This window comes from Nocardia sp. NPDC003269 (genome assembly GCF_042888005.1).
Taxonomy (GTDB): Bacteria; Actinomycetota; Actinomycetes; order Mycobacteriales; family Mycobacteriaceae; genus Nocardia.
In genome coordinates this window covers 2,262,883-2,277,117 of record NZ_JBIAPA010000001.1, presented here as the reverse complement: position 1 = coordinate 2,277,117, position 14,235 = coordinate 2,262,883, and the positions used below count along the sequence as shown (strand labels likewise).

Here is a 14,235-nt window from a genome sequence, read left to right as displayed (position 1 = left end):
GGATAGTGATGGGCGTCACGCTTCACCGGAATCAGCGAGGAGCCTCCGCACATGATCTACGCCAAGCCGGGCACCGAGGGCAGCATCGTCAGCTACGCGCCGCGGTACGACAATTTCATCGACGGCAAGTGGGTTCCGCCCGTCGAGGGCCGGTACTTCGAGAACACCTCGCCGGTGGACGGCCAGCCGTTCTGCGAGATCGCCCGCTCCACCGCCGCCGACATCGAGCTGGCGCTGGACGCCGCGCACCGGGCCGCCGACGCCTGGGGTGAGACCTCCGCGGCCGAGCGCGCCAACATCCTGAACAAGATCGCCGACCGGATCGAGGCCAACCTCGAGGCCCTCGCCGTCGCCGAGACCTGGGACAACGGCAAGCCGGTCCGCGAGACCCTGGCCGCCGACCTGCCGCTGGCGGTCGACCACTTCCGCTACTTCGCCGGTGTGCTGCGCGCGCAGGAGGGCGGGATCAGCGAGGTCGACAAGGACACCATCGCCTACCACTTCCACGAGCCGCTCGGCGTCGTCGCGCAGATCATCCCGTGGAACTTCCCGATCCTGATGGCCACCTGGAAGCTGGCCCCCGCGCTCGCGGCCGGTAACGCCGTGGTGCTCAAGCCCGCCGAGCAGACCCCCGCCTCGATCATGAAGGTGGTCGAGCTGGTCGCGGATCTGCTGCCGCCGGGTGTGCTCAACGTGGTCAACGGTTTCGGCGTCGAGGCGGGCAAGCCGCTGGCGTCGAGCCCGCGCGTGGCCAAGGTCGCCTTCACCGGTGAGACCACCACCGGCAGGCTGATCATGCAGTACGCCAGCGAGAACATCATCCCGGTGACGCTGGAACTGGGCGGCAAGAGCCCCAACATCTTCCTGCCCGACGTGATGGCCGCCGACGACGATTTCCTGGACAAGGCGATCGAGGGTTTCGTGATGTTCGCGCTCAACCAGGGCGAGGTCTGCACCTGTCCCTCGCGCGCGCTGATCGCGTCCTCGATCTACGACGAGTTCATGGCCCGCTGCGTGGAGCGCACCAAGGCGATCGTCAGCGGTAACCCGCTCGACGAGGCCACCATGATCGGCGCGCAGGCCAGCAACGATCAGTTCGAGAAGATCCTGTCCTACATCGACATCGGCAAGAAGGAAGGCGCCGAGGTACTCACCGGCGGCGCGGTCCGCGCGGTCGACGGGCTGGCGGACGGCTTCTACATCGAGCCGACGATCTTCAAGGGCAGCAACGACATGCGCGTGTTCCAGGAGGAGATCTTCGGCCCGGTCGTCGCGGTGACCACCTTCGACTCCACCGACGAGGCGCTGAAGATCGCCAACGACACCCTCTACGGCCTCGGCGCGGGCGTGTGGACGCGCGACATGAACACCGCCTACCGGCTCGGCCGCGGCATCAAGGCGGGCCGGGTGTGGACCAACTGCTACCACGCCTACCCGGCGCACGCGGCCTTCGGCGGCTACAAGAAGTCCGGCATCGGCCGCGAGAACCACAAGATGATGCTCCAGCACTACCAGCAGACCAAGAACCTGCTGGTCAGCTACTCGCCGCAGAAGCTCGGCTTCTTCTGATGGTGCGGCGCGTCGACCTCACCGAACAGGCGGCGACGCTGCTGCGGGAACTGGCCGGGCAGCACGGCCCGGTCATGTTCCACCAATCCGGCGGTTGCTGCGACGGCAGCTCCCCGATGTGCTACCCACGCGGTGAATTCCGCGTCGGCGCCTCGGACGTGCTGCTGGGATATCTGCCGGGCGACACCCCGTTCTGGATGAGTGCCGACCAGTTCGAGTACTGGAAGCACACCCATCTCACCGTCGACGTGGTGCCCGGCCGGGGCAGCGGTTTCTCGCTGGAGGCCCCCGAGGGCGTGCGGTTCCTGATCCGCTCGCGCCTGCTCACCGACGCCGAGGTGGCCGAGCTGGACGCCCAGCCGCCGCCACCCACCGGTGACACCGTTCCACAGTGATGTGAAACACGCGTTGTCACATCGTTTCCGCAGGTCGGCGGCGCTCGATACGCGCCGCTGACCTGTGGGATCCACGGCCGTAACAGTCGTCAACCATTCTTCAACCCTCGACGATCACCGTTGCCGTCGCTACGCGCTTGTTTGTTGATGAGGAGCTTTCCTGTGAGTACCGACGCGATTCCCGGCACGGGTGCGGAGACGCCCGCCGACGACTATCTCGCCAAACGCACCCTGCGCTCCGGCTCGGCCGGCTGGGTGCTGCTGGCCGGTCTCGGCGTGAGCTATGTGATCTCCGGTGACTACTCCGGCTGGAACTTCGGCCTCGCCGAGGGCGGTTTCGGTGGTCTGCTGATCGCCGCGATCGTCATCGCCGCCATGTATCTGGCCATGGTGCTCGGCATGGCCGAGCTGTCCTCGGCCCTGCCCGCGGCGGGCGGCGGCTACACCTTCGCCCGGCGCGCCCTCGGCCCGTGGGGCGGATTCGCCACCGGCACGGCGGTGCTCATCGAGTACGCGATCGCGCCCGCCGCCATCGCCACCTTCATCGGCGCCTATGTGGAATCGCTGAACCTGTTCGGGATCACCGACGGCTGGTGGGTGTATCTGGCGGTGTACGCGCTGTTCATCGGCATCCACCTGGGTGGCGCCGGTGAGGCGCTCAAGGCGATGTTCGTGATCACCGCGATCGCGCTGGTCGGCCTGGTGATCTTCGCGGTGGCGGCGCTCGGCGAGTTCGACGTGGCCAATCTGACGAATATCGCGCCCGACCCCGACGCCACCGGTTCTTCGTCCTTCCTGCCGTTCGGCTACCTGGGCATCTGGGCCGCGATCCCGTTCGCCATCTGGTTCTTCCTGGCCGTCGAGGGCGTGCCGCTGGCGGCCGAGGAGGCCACCGAGCCGGAGAAGAACGTGCCCAAGGGCATCATCGTCGCGATGCTGCTGCTGGTCGTCACCGGCGCGGTGGTGCTGGTCCTGGTGACCGGCGCGCTCGGCGCGCAGGGCGCGTCGACCTCGGGTAACCCGCTGGTGGAGGCGCTCGGTGACGGCGCTGCGGCCAAGGTGGTCAACTACATCGGCCTGGCCGGTCTGGTCGCCAGCTTCTTCTCCATCGTCTACGCCTACTCCCGGCAGACCTTCGCGCTCTCGCGGGCCGGCTACCTGCCGACCAGCCTGTCGGTCACCAACTCCCGCAAGGCGCCGGTGCTCGCGCTGATCGTGCCCGGCCTGATCGGCTTCGCCCTCTCGCTCACCGGCGAGGGCGCGATGCTGCTGAACATGGCCGTGTTCGGCGCCGCGGTGAGCTACGTGCTGATGATGGTGAGCCACATCGTGCTGCGGGTCCGCGAGCCGAACATGCCGCGCCCCTACCGCACCCCGGGCGGCATCGCGACCACCGCGTTCGCGCTGGTCATCGCGGCGGCCTCGGTGGCGGCGACCTTCCTGGTCGACCCGAAGGCGGCGCTGTTCACCCTCGGTGTGTTCTGCGCCTTCATGGCCTACTTCGGCCTCTACAGTCGCAAACACCTGGTCGCCAAGTCCCCCGACGAGGAATTCGCGGCATTGGCCAAGGCCGAACAAGAACTCGAGTAACCCGCACCACGAACCCGCGAAAGGAGGCGGCACCCGATGACCGTGTACCGCAGCTCTGTCGGCGTCACGACCTACACGTTCGACGGCCTGGTCGATCTCCTCGCCAAGGCGACTCCCGAACGCAGCGGCGACCAGCTGGCCGGTTGCGCCGCCGCGACCGATGCCGAACGGGCGGCCGCGCAGTGGGCCCTGGCCGACGTGCCGCTGACCACCTTCCTCGACGAGGTGGTCGTGCCGTACGAGACCGACGAGGTCACCCGGCTGATCATCGACAGCCACGACCGGACCGCGTTCGGCCCGATCGCGCATCTCACCGTCGGCGGGCTGCGGGACTGGCTGCTCGCGGTCGCCGCCACCGACGACGCGGCGGTGACGCTGGCGGCGGCGTCGCCGGGACTGACACCGGAGATGGTGGCGGCGGTCAGCAAGATCATGCGCAATCAGGATCTGATCGCCGTCGCCAAGGCGACCGTGGTGACCGCGGGCTTCCGCACCACCATCGGCCTGCCGGGGCGGCTGAGCACCCGCCTGCAACCCAACCATCCGACCGACGACCCGCGCGGGATCGCCGCCGCCACCCTCGACGGGCTGCTGCTCGGCTGCGGCGACGCGGTGATCGGCATCAACCCGGCCACCGACTCGCCCCAGGCCACCGCCGATCTGCTGCACCTGCTCGACGAGGTCCGGCTGCGCTTCGACATCCCGACCCAGTCGTGCGTGCTCTCCCACGTCACCACGACCATCGGCCTGATCGAGGCCGGTGCGCCGGTGGATCTGGTGTTCCAGTCGGTGGCGGGCACCGAGGGCGCCAATGCCGGTTTCGGCGTGAACCTGGCGCTGCTGCGCGAGGGCAACGAGGCCGGGCGCTCGCTCGGGCGCGGCACCGTCGGCGACAACGTGATGTATCTGGAGACCGGGCAGGGGTCGGCACTGAGCGCGAACGCCCATCTGGGCGTGGGTGATCGGCCGGTGGACCAGCAGACCCTGGAGGCGCGCGCCTACGCCGTCGCCAGGGAGCTGCGACCGCTGCTGGTGAACACCGTCGTCGGGTTCATCGGGCCCGAGTACCTCTACGACGGCAAGCAGATCATCCGGGCCGGGCTCGAGGACCACTTCTGCGGCAAGCTGCTCGGCCTGCCGATGGGCGTCGACGTCTGCTACACCAACCACGCCGAGGCCGACCAGGACGACATGGACACCCTGCTCACCCTGCTCGGCGCGGCCGGTTGCGCCTTCGTCATCGCGGTGCCGGGCGCCGACGACGTGATGCTCGGCTACCAGAGCCTGAGCTTCCACGACGCGCTCTACGCGCGGCAGGTGCTGAACCTGCGCCCAGCACCGGAATTCGAGGCGTGGCTGTCCGGGCTCGGCATGCTCGACGCCAACGGCCGGATCCGGCAGGTGGCGCCGCTGTCGTCACCGCTGCGCGCCCTGGCGGCGAACCGATGAAACCCACTGCGACGAAACCAGTTCTGCGCATCGTGCGATCGAACACCGAGCCGAGAGGACACGTCGTGGGCGAGCCGACACCGGACGAACGGGCCGAAGCCGCGGTGGCCCAGGAGTTCTGGCGCGATCTGCGGCGCAACACCCAGGCCAGGATCGGACTCGGCCGCACCGGCGACGCCCTGCCCACCACCGAGGTCCTGACCCTGCGGGCCGCGCACGCCGCCGCCCGCGACGCGGTGCACGTCCCGCTCGACGTGGACATCTTCACCGAGCAGATCGCGAGCATGGGCCTGGGCGACCCGGTGACGGTGACCAGCAAGGCTGCCGACCGCTCGGAATACCTGCGCCGTCCCGACCTCGGCAGGCTGCCCGCCGACCTGTCCGGCGTCGGCGACCACGGGGCCGACATCGGTTTCGTGCTCGCCGACGGGCTGTCCCCGCGCGCGCTCACCGACCACGGCGCGGGCCTGCTCGCGGCCCTGGCCGACGAACTCGCCGATCGCTACACCCTCGCCCCGCCGGTGATCGCCACCCAGGCGCGCGTCGCCCTGGGCGACCACATCGCCGAGGCCATGGGCGTGCGGACGGTGCTGGTGATCATCGGGGAACGCCCCGGCCTCTCGGTCGCCGACAGCCTGGGCATCTACCTCACCCATGCCCCGCGCCCTGGCCGCGCCGACGCCGAACGCAACTGCATCTCCAACATCCATCCGCCCGACGGCCTCACCTACACCGACGCAGCCCGCGTCGTGGCGGGCCTGGTGGCGGGCGCGCGCGAGCTCGGCCGCTCGGGCGTCGACCTCAAGGACACCTCGCGCACCGGCGCGCTCACCGCCGCCGACCCGCTGACCATCGACGGCGCTTGACTCTCCCCACGCGGGAGAGTCCACGCTGGGTGCCATGAAACTGGACCTGGCCAAGACCGACCGCCCCTACTACACCGCCCCGGCCGACCCCGTCCTGCGCACCTTCCCGACCTACTCCTACCTCACCGCGCCCGGCCGGGGCGCTCCCGGCGGAGCCGCCTACAGCGCGGCCGTCGAATCGCTGTACCGGGCCGCCTACGGCGCGAAGAAGCAGGCCAAGGCCGCCGGCGCCGATTTCGTCGTGCCCAAGCTGGAGGGCCTGTGGTGGGTGGAATCGGAGCTGCCGCCGCTCACCGTCCCGCGCGACGAATGGCACTGGAAGCTGCTGATCCGGATGCCAGAGACCGTTACCGCGGACATGGTCGACGGTGTCGGATTCGAGCAGCTCACCGAGGGCGAGGCGATCCAGGTGCTGCACGTGGGACCGTTCGCCGACGAGCCGGCGACCCTGGCGCGGATGGACGCGTACATGGCCGAGCACGACCTGACGATGAACGGCCTGCACCACGAGATCTACCTGTCCGACCTGCGCCGCACCGCGCCGGAAGCGACACGGACGATCCTGCGGCACCCGGTTCGGCGAGAGCGGGAGCCGATCGCTCCCTAGAGTGATCTCCATGATCCGCACCGCCGCCCTCGCCCATGTCCGCGACCGCAGGCTGATCCAGACGCGCCCGGAGGGCAAGGACGTCTTCTACATGGCGGGCGGCAAGATCGATCCGGGCGAAACCCCGTTAGAGGCGCTACATCGCGAAATCGAGGAAGAACTCGGCGTCGGGCTGTCCGGCGTCGCCGAACTCGGCATCTTCGAGGCCGAGGCCTTCGGCCACGGCCGCAACACCGGCCTGCACATGACCTGTTTCCTCGCCGACTTCACCGGCGAGCCCCACGCCACCGGCGAGATCGCCGAATTCCGCTACTTCACCGTCAGCGAATACGCCGCCATGGACCACGTGGCCCCCGGCTCCATGATGGTCTTCCGCCGCCTCCACGAACTCGACCTCATCGATTGGTGACCACCCGAGCGGTGCGCTGGATAGATCGGATCGCCGCGGTGGCCACCGGGATGGGCGCCGAGATCTCCGGGGTGGGCGACCGCGGCAAGTACGGCGCCGCGCTCGACGTGATCGATCCGGACGGGCATGTCGTCCGGTTCGTCGCCGACAACCCGTTCCGGGCCGACCGCTTCCTCGGCGTCGATTTCGACGGCGCGGGCGGGTTCGCGGTGTACACCGAGCCGACCCTGCCCACCGAGGGTTGACCACGCCCGTTTCGGCGAAACGTTGTGTCCCGGTGCGACGATCACACTCTCGTGACGGGGACAGAGATTTTAGCCAGCACCGAATTGTCCGCGGCCGAGCGCAGGGCGGCCCTGCGCAGGCTCGTGGTCATCTTCGGGTTGATGAACAAGATGATCGAGCTCAGCGCGACCGGCGCGCCACGGCAGCTGGCCGAGCACGCGGCCGCCGCCAGGGATCTGGTCGGCGAGCTGGTGACCGATATCGCGCAGCTGCCCTAGCTCAGTCGGTCTTCGGGGTCTGGGGAGCGCCGTCGCCGGTGTCCGGCTCGATGGCGCCCGGTTCCGTGCCCTCGTCGGCCTTCTGGTCCGGTTCCGGGTGCTCGGGCTCGAACGTCTCGGGCAGGCCCTTGAGATGCTTGTTCATCGAGCGCACGAGCAGCACGGTGCCCGCCAGCAGGATCAGGATGACCAGCAGGCCGAGCGGCGACGCCTTGCCGAACTCGGGGCCGGTCGGGGTGTTCTGAGCGAGGTAGACCAACATCACCGGTCGGCGTCCTCGATGCCGGCGAACAGGTCGGTCTCCGGGATGGCGGTGCTCACCCTCGTCTTGGCCAATTCGAACTCCTCGGTCGGCCAGAGCCGCTGCTGCATCTCCAACGGGATCGCGAAGAACGCCCCGTTCGGATCGATCTGGGTCGCGTGCGCGCGCAGGGCGTCGTCACGCTGGGGGAAGTATTTGGAGCATTCGATCTGGGTGGTGACCCGGCCCCAGGAATCGCCGCGCTTGAACTGCTTCATCCGGTCCAGCCACTCCTGCAGCGGGAACGGTTCGCCGATGCGCTCGTACTCCTCGGCGAAGGCCTCCAGGCGCTTCATGCTGAAGCCGTGGTCGTAGTAGAGCTTGAGCGGCGTCCACGGTGCGCCCGCCGCGGGGAACTTCGCCGGATCGCCCGCCGCCTCGTACGCCGCCATCGACACCTCGTGGCACCGGATGTGGTCCGGATGCGGGTAGCCGCCGTTCTCGTCGTAGGTGGTGATCACGTGCGGCTGGAACTCGCGCACGACGCGCACCAGCGCCTCGGTCGACTCCTCGAGCGGCACCAGCGCGAAGCAGCCCTCCGGCAGCGGCGGCAGCGGGTCGCCCTCGGGCAGGCCCGAGTCGACGAAGCCGAGCCAGTGCTGGCGCACACCGAGCGCGTGCGCGGCCGCGGCCATCTCCTCGCGCCGGACCTCCTCGATCCGGTCCAGGACGCCGGGGGTGTCCATCGCGGGGTTGAGAATGCTGCCGCGCTCGCCACCGGTCAACGTCACGACCAGGACGTCAACGCCCTCGGCCGCGTACCTGGCCATGGTCGCGGCGCCCTTGCTCGATTCGTCGTCGGGGTGTGCGTGCACCGCCATGAGGCGAAGGCCACTCACGTCTCGTTCACCATCGCTCTCGCTCGCGGGTGTCAGAACTTCGTTCCCTATAGTTCCATCCGACCCCCCGTTTGTTCCGACCACCCCCGGGAGCGAGAAACCGATGACCGAGCCCGCACCGGACTCCGCGGCGACCTCGGCCGCCGCCGCAGCCCGACACGCCGACCGTTACGGCACCAAACCACCGGCGCGTCGGACATGGCTGCTGGTCGTGCTCGGGATCGGCGTGCTGGTCGCCGGGGTCGGCGTCGCGTTTCTGGGGTTCCAGAAGTACGGCCCGAAGGCGATCGAGACCGAGCAGCTCGGCTACGTGGTCGTCGACGACTCGACGCTGACCGTGCGGATGAAGGTCACCCGGGACAACCCGGAGCAGGCCGTCGTCTGCTTCGTGCGGGCCATGGACCGCGACAGCGCCGAGGTCGGCAGGCGCGAGGTACTCGTCCCCGGATCGGACTCCACCAGCGTCCAGGTGACCACCACGGTCAAGTCCTCCGCGCGTCCGTCGGCGGGCGACATCTACGGCTGCACCGAGCAAGTACCGGGCTATCTGCGCGTGGAATAGCAGCCTCGCCTAGCCTGACCTGCATATTTATGAGACATGCTAAAATGGCCTGATACACGGTTCCGGGGCTCGGAGCCGTGTTTGCTGCATTGGCGGCCAGCGGTGCTGTTTCCGGGTTACGGGTTCACCCCCCAGGATCGCTCCAGCCGTCGGGCTGGTGCATGCCCTCCTCCGGAGGGTATCGCGCTGGTTTCAGGGAATCCCGGTGCGCCGGGAACAACTACTAGGGAGTGATCGAGATGACCGAGAATGTGACCTGGCTTACCCAGGAGTCGCACGACAGGCTCAAGGGCGAGCTGGACTCGCTCATTGCCAATCGTCCGGTCATTGCCGCCGAGATCAACGAGCGCCGCGAAGAAGGCGACCTCAAGGAGAACGGCGGCTACCACGCCGCGCGTGAGGAGCAGGGCCAGCAGGAGGCGCGAATCCGCCAGCTGCAGGAACTGCTGAACAACGCCAAGGTCGGCGTCGCCCCCACCAAGTCCGGTGTGGCTCTGCCGGGTTCGGTCGTCACCGTCTACTACGACGGCGACTCCGACGACACCGAGACCTTCCTGATCGCGACCCGCGAAGAGGGCCTCGGCGCCACCAACCTGGAGACCTACTCGCCGAACTCCCCGCTGGGCGGCGCGCTGATCGACGCCAAGGTGGGCGAGACCCGCGAGTACACGCTGCCCAACGGCAACACCATGAAGGTGACGCTGGTCAGCGCCGAGCCGTACCACGGCTGATCCTGGCCTGACCGAGCCCGCACCGACCGAACCCGAACGCGAACGGCCGCATCCGAACATCGGATGCGGCCGTTTCGTCATCTGGGGGTCCCGGTCAGCTCAGGGCCTGCTCGACATCGGCGAGGAGATCGCTGATGTCCTCGATACCGACCGAGAGCCGCACCAGGTCGGCGGGGACCTCCAGCGCCGACCCCTCGGTGCTGGCGTGGGTCATCGCGCCCGGGTGCTCGATGAGCGACTCGATGCCGCCCAGCGACTCGGCCAGGGTGAAGATCTCGGTGCGCGAGCAGAACTTCAGCGCCGCCTCGCGGCCGCCGGCCAGCCGCACCGAGATCATGCCGCCGCTGCGGCGCATCTGCTTCTGCGCGATCTCGTAACCGGGGTGGGTCGGCAGGCCGGGGTAGATCACCTGCGAGATGGCCGGGTGGTTGGTCAGGAACTCCGCGATCACCTCGGCGTTGTCGCAGTGTTTCTCCATCCGCACGGCCAGCGTCTTGATGCCGCGCAGGGTGAGGAAGGCGTCGAACGGGCCGGGCACGGCGCCCGCGCCGTTCTGCAGGAACGCGAACGCGGTGTCGAGTTCCTTGCTGTTGGTGATCAGCGCGCCGCCGACGACGTCGGAGTGGCCGCCCAGGTACTTGGTGGTCGAGTGCACGACGATGTCGGCGCCGAGCAGCAGCGGCTGCTGCAGGTACGGGGTGGCGAAGGTGTTGTCGACGACCAGCTTGGCGTCGGCCTCGTGCGCGATATCGGCCAGCGCGGGAATGTCACCGATGCTCAGCAGCGGGTTGGTCGGGGTCTCGATCCACACCAGCTTGGTGTTCGGGCGGATGGCCGCGCGCACCTCGTCGAGGTTCGCGATGTGGGCGGGCGAGTGCTCGATGCCCCACTGGCTGAAGACCTTGTCGATGAGCCGGAAGGTGCCGCCGTAGGCGTCGTCGGGGATCACGATGTGATCGCCGGGGCGCAGCGTGGCACGCAGCGCGCAGTCGGTGGCCGCCATGCCGGAGGCGAAGGCCCGCGCGAAGCTGCCCGATTCGAGGGCGGCGAGGTTGCCTTCCAGCGCGGTGCGCGTCGGATTGCCGGTGCGCGCGTATTCGTAGCCGCCGCGCATGCCGCCGACGCCGTCCTGGGCGAAGGTGGAGCTCGCGTAGATGGGCACGTTGACCGCACCGGTCTGAGGATCGGGTTCATATCCGGCGTGGATGGCCCTGGTCGAGAATCCCAGCTCACTCATGGCCCCAGACTAGTTGGCCGGTTTCGGGGCCGTGCGCAGGGGTATTCGCGGTGTACCAAGTGCCGGATTCGCCGAAGACCGTGCGGCTACGCTGGCGCCATGGTGACTGTCGAAGAGTTGTTCGCGATCGACCCGTTGCTCTCCCCGGAGGAGCGCGAGATCCGCGACACGGTGGCCCGTTTCGGCGAGCGCAGGCTGCGCCCGCACATTGCCGAGTGGTTCGAGGCAGGCACCTTCCCGGCCAGGGAGATCGCCCCCGAACTCGGCAAACTCGGCCTGCTCGGAATGCACCTGGACGGCTACGGCTGCGCCGGCGCGTCGGCGACCGCCTACGGCCTGGCGTGCCAGGAACTCGAGGCGGTCGACTCGGGCGTGCGCAGCATGGTCTCGGTGCAGGGCTCGCTGGCGATGACCGCGATCCATTTCTTCGGCTCCGAGGAGCAGAAGCAGCAGTACCTGCCCGCGATGGCGGCGGGCGAGGTGATCGGCTGCTTCGGCCTCACCGAACCCGATTACGGCTCCAACCCCGGCGGAATGCGCACCAGGGCCAAGCGCGACGGCGACGACTGGGTGCTCAACGGGTCCAAGATGTGGATCACCAACGGCTCGGTCGCCGATATCGCCGTCGTCTGGGCGTACGCCGAGGAACCGGGCCAGGACAAGCCGCGGGTGCGTGGCTTCCTGGTCCCGGCGGGCACCCCCGGTTTCACCACCCGCGAGATCCACCGCAAGCTATCGCTGCGCGCTTCCCTCACCGCCGCACTGGATTTCGACGACGTCCGGCTGCCCGCCGACGCGGTGCTGCCCGAGTCGGGCGGCCTGAGCTCGCCGCTGGCGTGCCTGAGCGAGGCGCGCTTCGGCATCGTCTTCGGCGCGCTGGGCGCGGCCCGGGACTGCCTGGCCTCGGCGATCGACTACGCGCGCACCCGCGAGGTGTTCGACAAGCCGCTGGCCGCCTACCAGCTCACCCAGGCCAAGCTCGCCGACATGGCTCTGGAACTCGGCAAGGGCCAGTTGCTGGCGCTGCACCTGGGCCGGTTGAAGGACCGGCACGAGATCACCGGCGAGCAGATCAGCGCGGGCAAGCTCAACAGCACTCGGGAGGCCATCGCGATCGCCCGCGAGTGCCGAACCATTCTGGGCGCCAACGGGATCACGCTGGACTACCCGGTGCTGCGGCACGCGAACAACCTGGAGTCGGTGCTCACCTACGAGGGCACCGCCGAGGTGCATCAGCTCGTGCTCGGCAAGGCGCTCACCGACGCCAACGCCTTCCGCTAGGCGGCTTCGGGCCGGCCGGGTCAGCGCCCGGCCGGCACTCCCGGCCCGCGTCCGGTGACCGGCGCGGGCCGAATCAGGCCGCCCGCGAAGGCGATCGCCAGTATCGCGAGCACGACGGTCAGGACCGTGAGCGCGATCGGCACGGTGATCGCTGCCGGGATGCCGAGCACCGTCAACGACGCCAACCCGCCGCAACCCCACGCGAACGCGGCGACGAGGCGGCCGAGCAGCGGGGCGTACGGCGACCGGCGCAGCGACCGGACGACGCCCTCACGCGCCAAATACCCTGCGACAGCAGGAAATATCGGGGTCATGCCGAGCAGCTGGATGGCCGGTTCGGTGACGTCCACTACAGGCCCCTTCGCTCGCCGTGCTGGTTAGCCGAAAGTTGTCTCGAGTCGGTGCTACCCGCTCAGAATCCCCCCGGCGCCCCGTTGACGCAACTCCGCCGCACCCCGCGACCAGCGATAAACCCTTGACGACGACAGTGATCTGCGCCACAATTCTAACTGTGTTAGGTGAAACTACTCGCGATAGGCAGGCCGAACGCCGTGAGGCGACGCGGCGGGAGATCCTGCAGGTCGCGTGGGAACTCGCCAGGGAGAACGGGCTGACGCAGATCACCCTGCGCGATGTCGCCGCCAGGGTCGGCATGCGCGCGCCCTCCCTCTACACCCATTTCGCGGCCAAACACGCGATCTACGACGCGATGTTCGAGCAGGCGTGGGCCGAATACGAGGCGCACGCGGCCCGGGTCACCGCCACGTTGCCCACCGCGCCGCGGCCCCGGCTGCTCGCGCTCGCCTACAGCTTCTTCGATTTCGCGGTGGCGGACCTGGCCCGCTACCAGCTGATGAATCAGCGCACGGTGCCCGGATTCGAGCCGTCGCCCGAGGCGTTCGCGCCGTCGGTGCGGGTGGTCCGCGAAGCCGTCGCCATGTTCGCCGAGGCAGGTGTCACCGATCGCGGTGACATCGAGATCTGGTTCAGCCTGATCGGCGGCCTCATCGACCAGCAACTCGCCAACGATCCGGCCGGCGACAGCCGACGCAGGCTGATCGAACGCGCGATGACCATGTGGGCCGACAGCGTCGGCCTGCCCCCGGAACCGAGGGACCCGCCATGACCACCACGACCCCGGCGCCGACCACTCCGCGCCGCAGCGCCCTGCCCCGCCCCGACTCGATGACGCTGGCCGCGACCGAATACACCCGCGTCGGCGCCGCCCTCGCGGCGCTCGACCCCGCCGACTGGGAACGGCCCACCGATTGCCCGGAATGGACTGTGCACCAGCTGATCGCCCACGTGGTCGGCATGGCCGCGATGACCGCGTCGCTCCCCGAGATGATCCGGCAGAACCGGGTCGCCGATCGGCGGCCGAACGGCGAGGAACAGCGCATCGACGCGCTGACCGCCTTCCAGGTCGCCCGCTACGGCACGCACTCCCCCGCCGAGCTCACCGCCCTGCTCGCCCGGCTCGGCCCGCGTGCCGCGGCCGCCCGGCGCAGGCTGCCCGGCTTCCTGCGCAAGCTGACGATGCCCGGGTCCGAGCGGGTCAACGGGGCCGACGAGCGCTGGACGGTCGGCTACCTGACCGAGGTGATCCTCACCCGCGACCCGTGGATGCACCGGATCGACCTGAGCCAGGCGACCGGGCGACCACTCGAGCTCACCGCCGACCACGACGGACGCATCGTCGACGATGTCGTGCGCGAGTGGGCCCAGCGCCACGGCGCCCCCTACCGGCTCACCCTGCACGGCCCGGCGGGCGGCACCTGGGCGAGCGGCCCGACCGCGGCACCGGCCATCGAGCTGGACGCGATCGAGTTCTGCCGCATCGTGTCCCGGCGCGCCGACGGCTCCGGTCTGCTGAGTACCGAGGTGCCGTTCTGACCC

The 14,235-nt window shown here is 69.3% G+C and carries 18 protein-coding genes; 14 read left to right on the top strand and 4 right to left on the bottom strand.

The annotated features are described in order from the left end of the window. Positions 1–51: 51 nt before the first annotated feature. The 9 genes from adh (at position 52) to ACFYWJ_RS10435 (ending at position 7,388) form a co-directional block, all read left to right on the top strand. Positions 52–1,569, top strand: coding sequence for an aldehyde dehydrogenase (adh, locus tag ACFYWJ_RS10475; RefSeq protein WP_355273147.1), 1,518 nt, complete (start codon positions 52–54; stop codon positions 1,567–1,569). Then, the gene (locus ACFYWJ_RS10470) at positions 1,569–1,964 is read left to right on the top strand and encodes a DUF779 domain-containing protein (protein WP_355273150.1); all 396 of its coding nucleotides are present in this window, start codon (positions 1,569–1,571) and stop codon (positions 1,962–1,964) included. The genes adh and ACFYWJ_RS10470 overlap by 1 nt, the downstream gene beginning before the upstream one ends. Before the next feature lie 162 nt (positions 1,965–2,126). Beyond that, a complete protein-coding gene (gene eat, locus ACFYWJ_RS10465; protein WP_387161366.1) occupies positions 2,127–3,554 on the top strand; it encodes an ethanolamine permease in 1,428 nt (475 codons plus the stop codon). Between the two features lie 36 nt (positions 3,555–3,590). Next, positions 3,591–5,003, top strand: a complete 1,413-nt coding sequence (locus ACFYWJ_RS10460) for an ethanolamine ammonia-lyase subunit EutB (protein WP_355273155.1) — start codon at positions 3,591–3,593, stop codon at positions 5,001–5,003. A gap of 65 nt (positions 5,004–5,068) precedes the next feature. After that, positions 5,069–5,869: an ethanolamine ammonia-lyase subunit EutC gene (gene eutC, locus ACFYWJ_RS10455; protein ID WP_387161363.1), complete on the top strand. Its 801-nt coding sequence runs from the start codon at positions 5,069–5,071 to the stop codon at positions 5,867–5,869. Positions 5,870–5,903: 34 nt separating this feature from the next. Next, positions 5,904–6,476 carry a GyrI-like domain-containing protein gene (locus tag ACFYWJ_RS10450; RefSeq protein ID WP_355273158.1) on the top strand — a complete coding sequence of 191 codons (573 nt, stop codon included), beginning with the start codon at positions 5,904–5,906 and terminating at the stop codon, positions 6,474–6,476. A 10-nt stretch (positions 6,477–6,486) separates the two neighbouring features. After that, complete coding sequence (locus tag ACFYWJ_RS10445) at positions 6,487–6,885, top strand: NUDIX domain-containing protein (RefSeq protein ID WP_355273161.1); 399 nt, start codon at positions 6,487–6,489, stop codon at positions 6,883–6,885. Continuing rightward, a complete protein-coding gene (locus tag ACFYWJ_RS10440) occupies positions 6,882–7,130 on the top strand; it encodes a hypothetical protein (RefSeq protein ID WP_355273163.1) in 249 nt (82 codons plus the stop codon). The genes ACFYWJ_RS10445 and ACFYWJ_RS10440 overlap by 4 nt, the downstream gene beginning before the upstream one ends. 84 nt (positions 7,131–7,214) lie before the next feature. Continuing rightward, the gene (locus ACFYWJ_RS10435; RefSeq protein ID WP_355273166.1) at positions 7,215–7,388 is read left to right on the top strand and encodes a hypothetical protein; all 174 of its coding nucleotides are present in this window, start codon (positions 7,215–7,217) and stop codon (positions 7,386–7,388) included. A gap of 1 nt (position 7,389) precedes the next feature. Here the strand turns inward: ACFYWJ_RS10435 and ACFYWJ_RS10430 are convergent, their stop codons facing one another. Continuing rightward, the gene (locus tag ACFYWJ_RS10430) at positions 7,390–7,650 is read right to left on the bottom strand and encodes a hypothetical protein (RefSeq protein ID WP_355274601.1); all 261 of its coding nucleotides are present in this window, start codon (positions 7,648–7,650) and stop codon (positions 7,390–7,392) included. Beyond that, the gene (mca, locus tag ACFYWJ_RS10425) at positions 7,650–8,510 is read right to left on the bottom strand and encodes a mycothiol conjugate amidase Mca (protein WP_355273168.1); all 861 of its coding nucleotides are present in this window, start codon (positions 8,508–8,510) and stop codon (positions 7,650–7,652) included. The genes ACFYWJ_RS10430 and mca overlap by 1 nt, the downstream gene beginning before the upstream one ends. Before the next feature lie 121 nt (positions 8,511–8,631). Here mca and ACFYWJ_RS10420 point away from each other — a divergent pair, with 121 nt between their 5' ends. Both ACFYWJ_RS10420 and greA read left to right on the top strand, forming a co-directional pair. Continuing rightward, complete coding sequence (locus tag ACFYWJ_RS10420; protein WP_355273171.1) at positions 8,632–9,090, top strand: DUF4307 domain-containing protein; 459 nt, start codon at positions 8,632–8,634, stop codon at positions 9,088–9,090. A 239-nt stretch (positions 9,091–9,329) separates the two neighbouring features. Then, positions 9,330–9,821, top strand: a complete 492-nt coding sequence (gene greA / locus ACFYWJ_RS10415) for a transcription elongation factor GreA (RefSeq protein ID WP_110036717.1) — start codon at positions 9,330–9,332, stop codon at positions 9,819–9,821. 94 nt (positions 9,822–9,915) lie between these two features. Here the strand turns inward: greA and ACFYWJ_RS10410 are convergent, their stop codons facing one another. Next, entirely contained in the window at positions 9,916–11,058 is a 1,143-nt protein-coding gene (locus ACFYWJ_RS10410; RefSeq protein WP_355273174.1) for a cystathionine gamma-synthase, read from the bottom strand. A 99-nt stretch (positions 11,059–11,157) separates the two neighbouring features. On the opposite strand from ACFYWJ_RS10410, the gene ACFYWJ_RS10405 reads away from it, so the two are divergent. Beyond that, positions 11,158–12,339 carry an acyl-CoA dehydrogenase family protein gene (locus ACFYWJ_RS10405; RefSeq protein WP_355273177.1) on the top strand — a complete coding sequence of 394 codons (1,182 nt, stop codon included), beginning with the start codon at positions 11,158–11,160 and terminating at the stop codon, positions 12,337–12,339. 20 nt (positions 12,340–12,359) lie between these two features. On the opposite strand, the gene ACFYWJ_RS10400 is transcribed toward ACFYWJ_RS10405, so the two are convergent. Then, a complete protein-coding gene (locus tag ACFYWJ_RS10400; RefSeq protein WP_355273179.1) occupies positions 12,360–12,689 on the bottom strand; it encodes a hypothetical protein in 330 nt (109 codons plus the stop codon). A 161-nt stretch (positions 12,690–12,850) separates the two neighbouring features. On the opposite strand from ACFYWJ_RS10400, the gene ACFYWJ_RS10395 reads away from it, so the two are divergent. Together ACFYWJ_RS10395 and ACFYWJ_RS10390 are read left to right on the top strand one after the other, a co-directional pair. Beyond that, on the top strand, positions 12,851–13,465 hold the full coding sequence (locus ACFYWJ_RS10395) for a TetR/AcrR family transcriptional regulator (RefSeq protein WP_355273182.1): 615 nt from the start codon (positions 12,851–12,853) through the stop codon (positions 13,463–13,465). Beyond that, complete coding sequence (locus tag ACFYWJ_RS10390; RefSeq protein ID WP_355273185.1) at positions 13,462–14,232, top strand: maleylpyruvate isomerase family mycothiol-dependent enzyme; 771 nt, start codon at positions 13,462–13,464, stop codon at positions 14,230–14,232. Before ACFYWJ_RS10395 ends, ACFYWJ_RS10390 begins: the two co-directional genes overlap by 4 nt. Positions 14,233–14,235 lie beyond the last annotated feature (3 nt).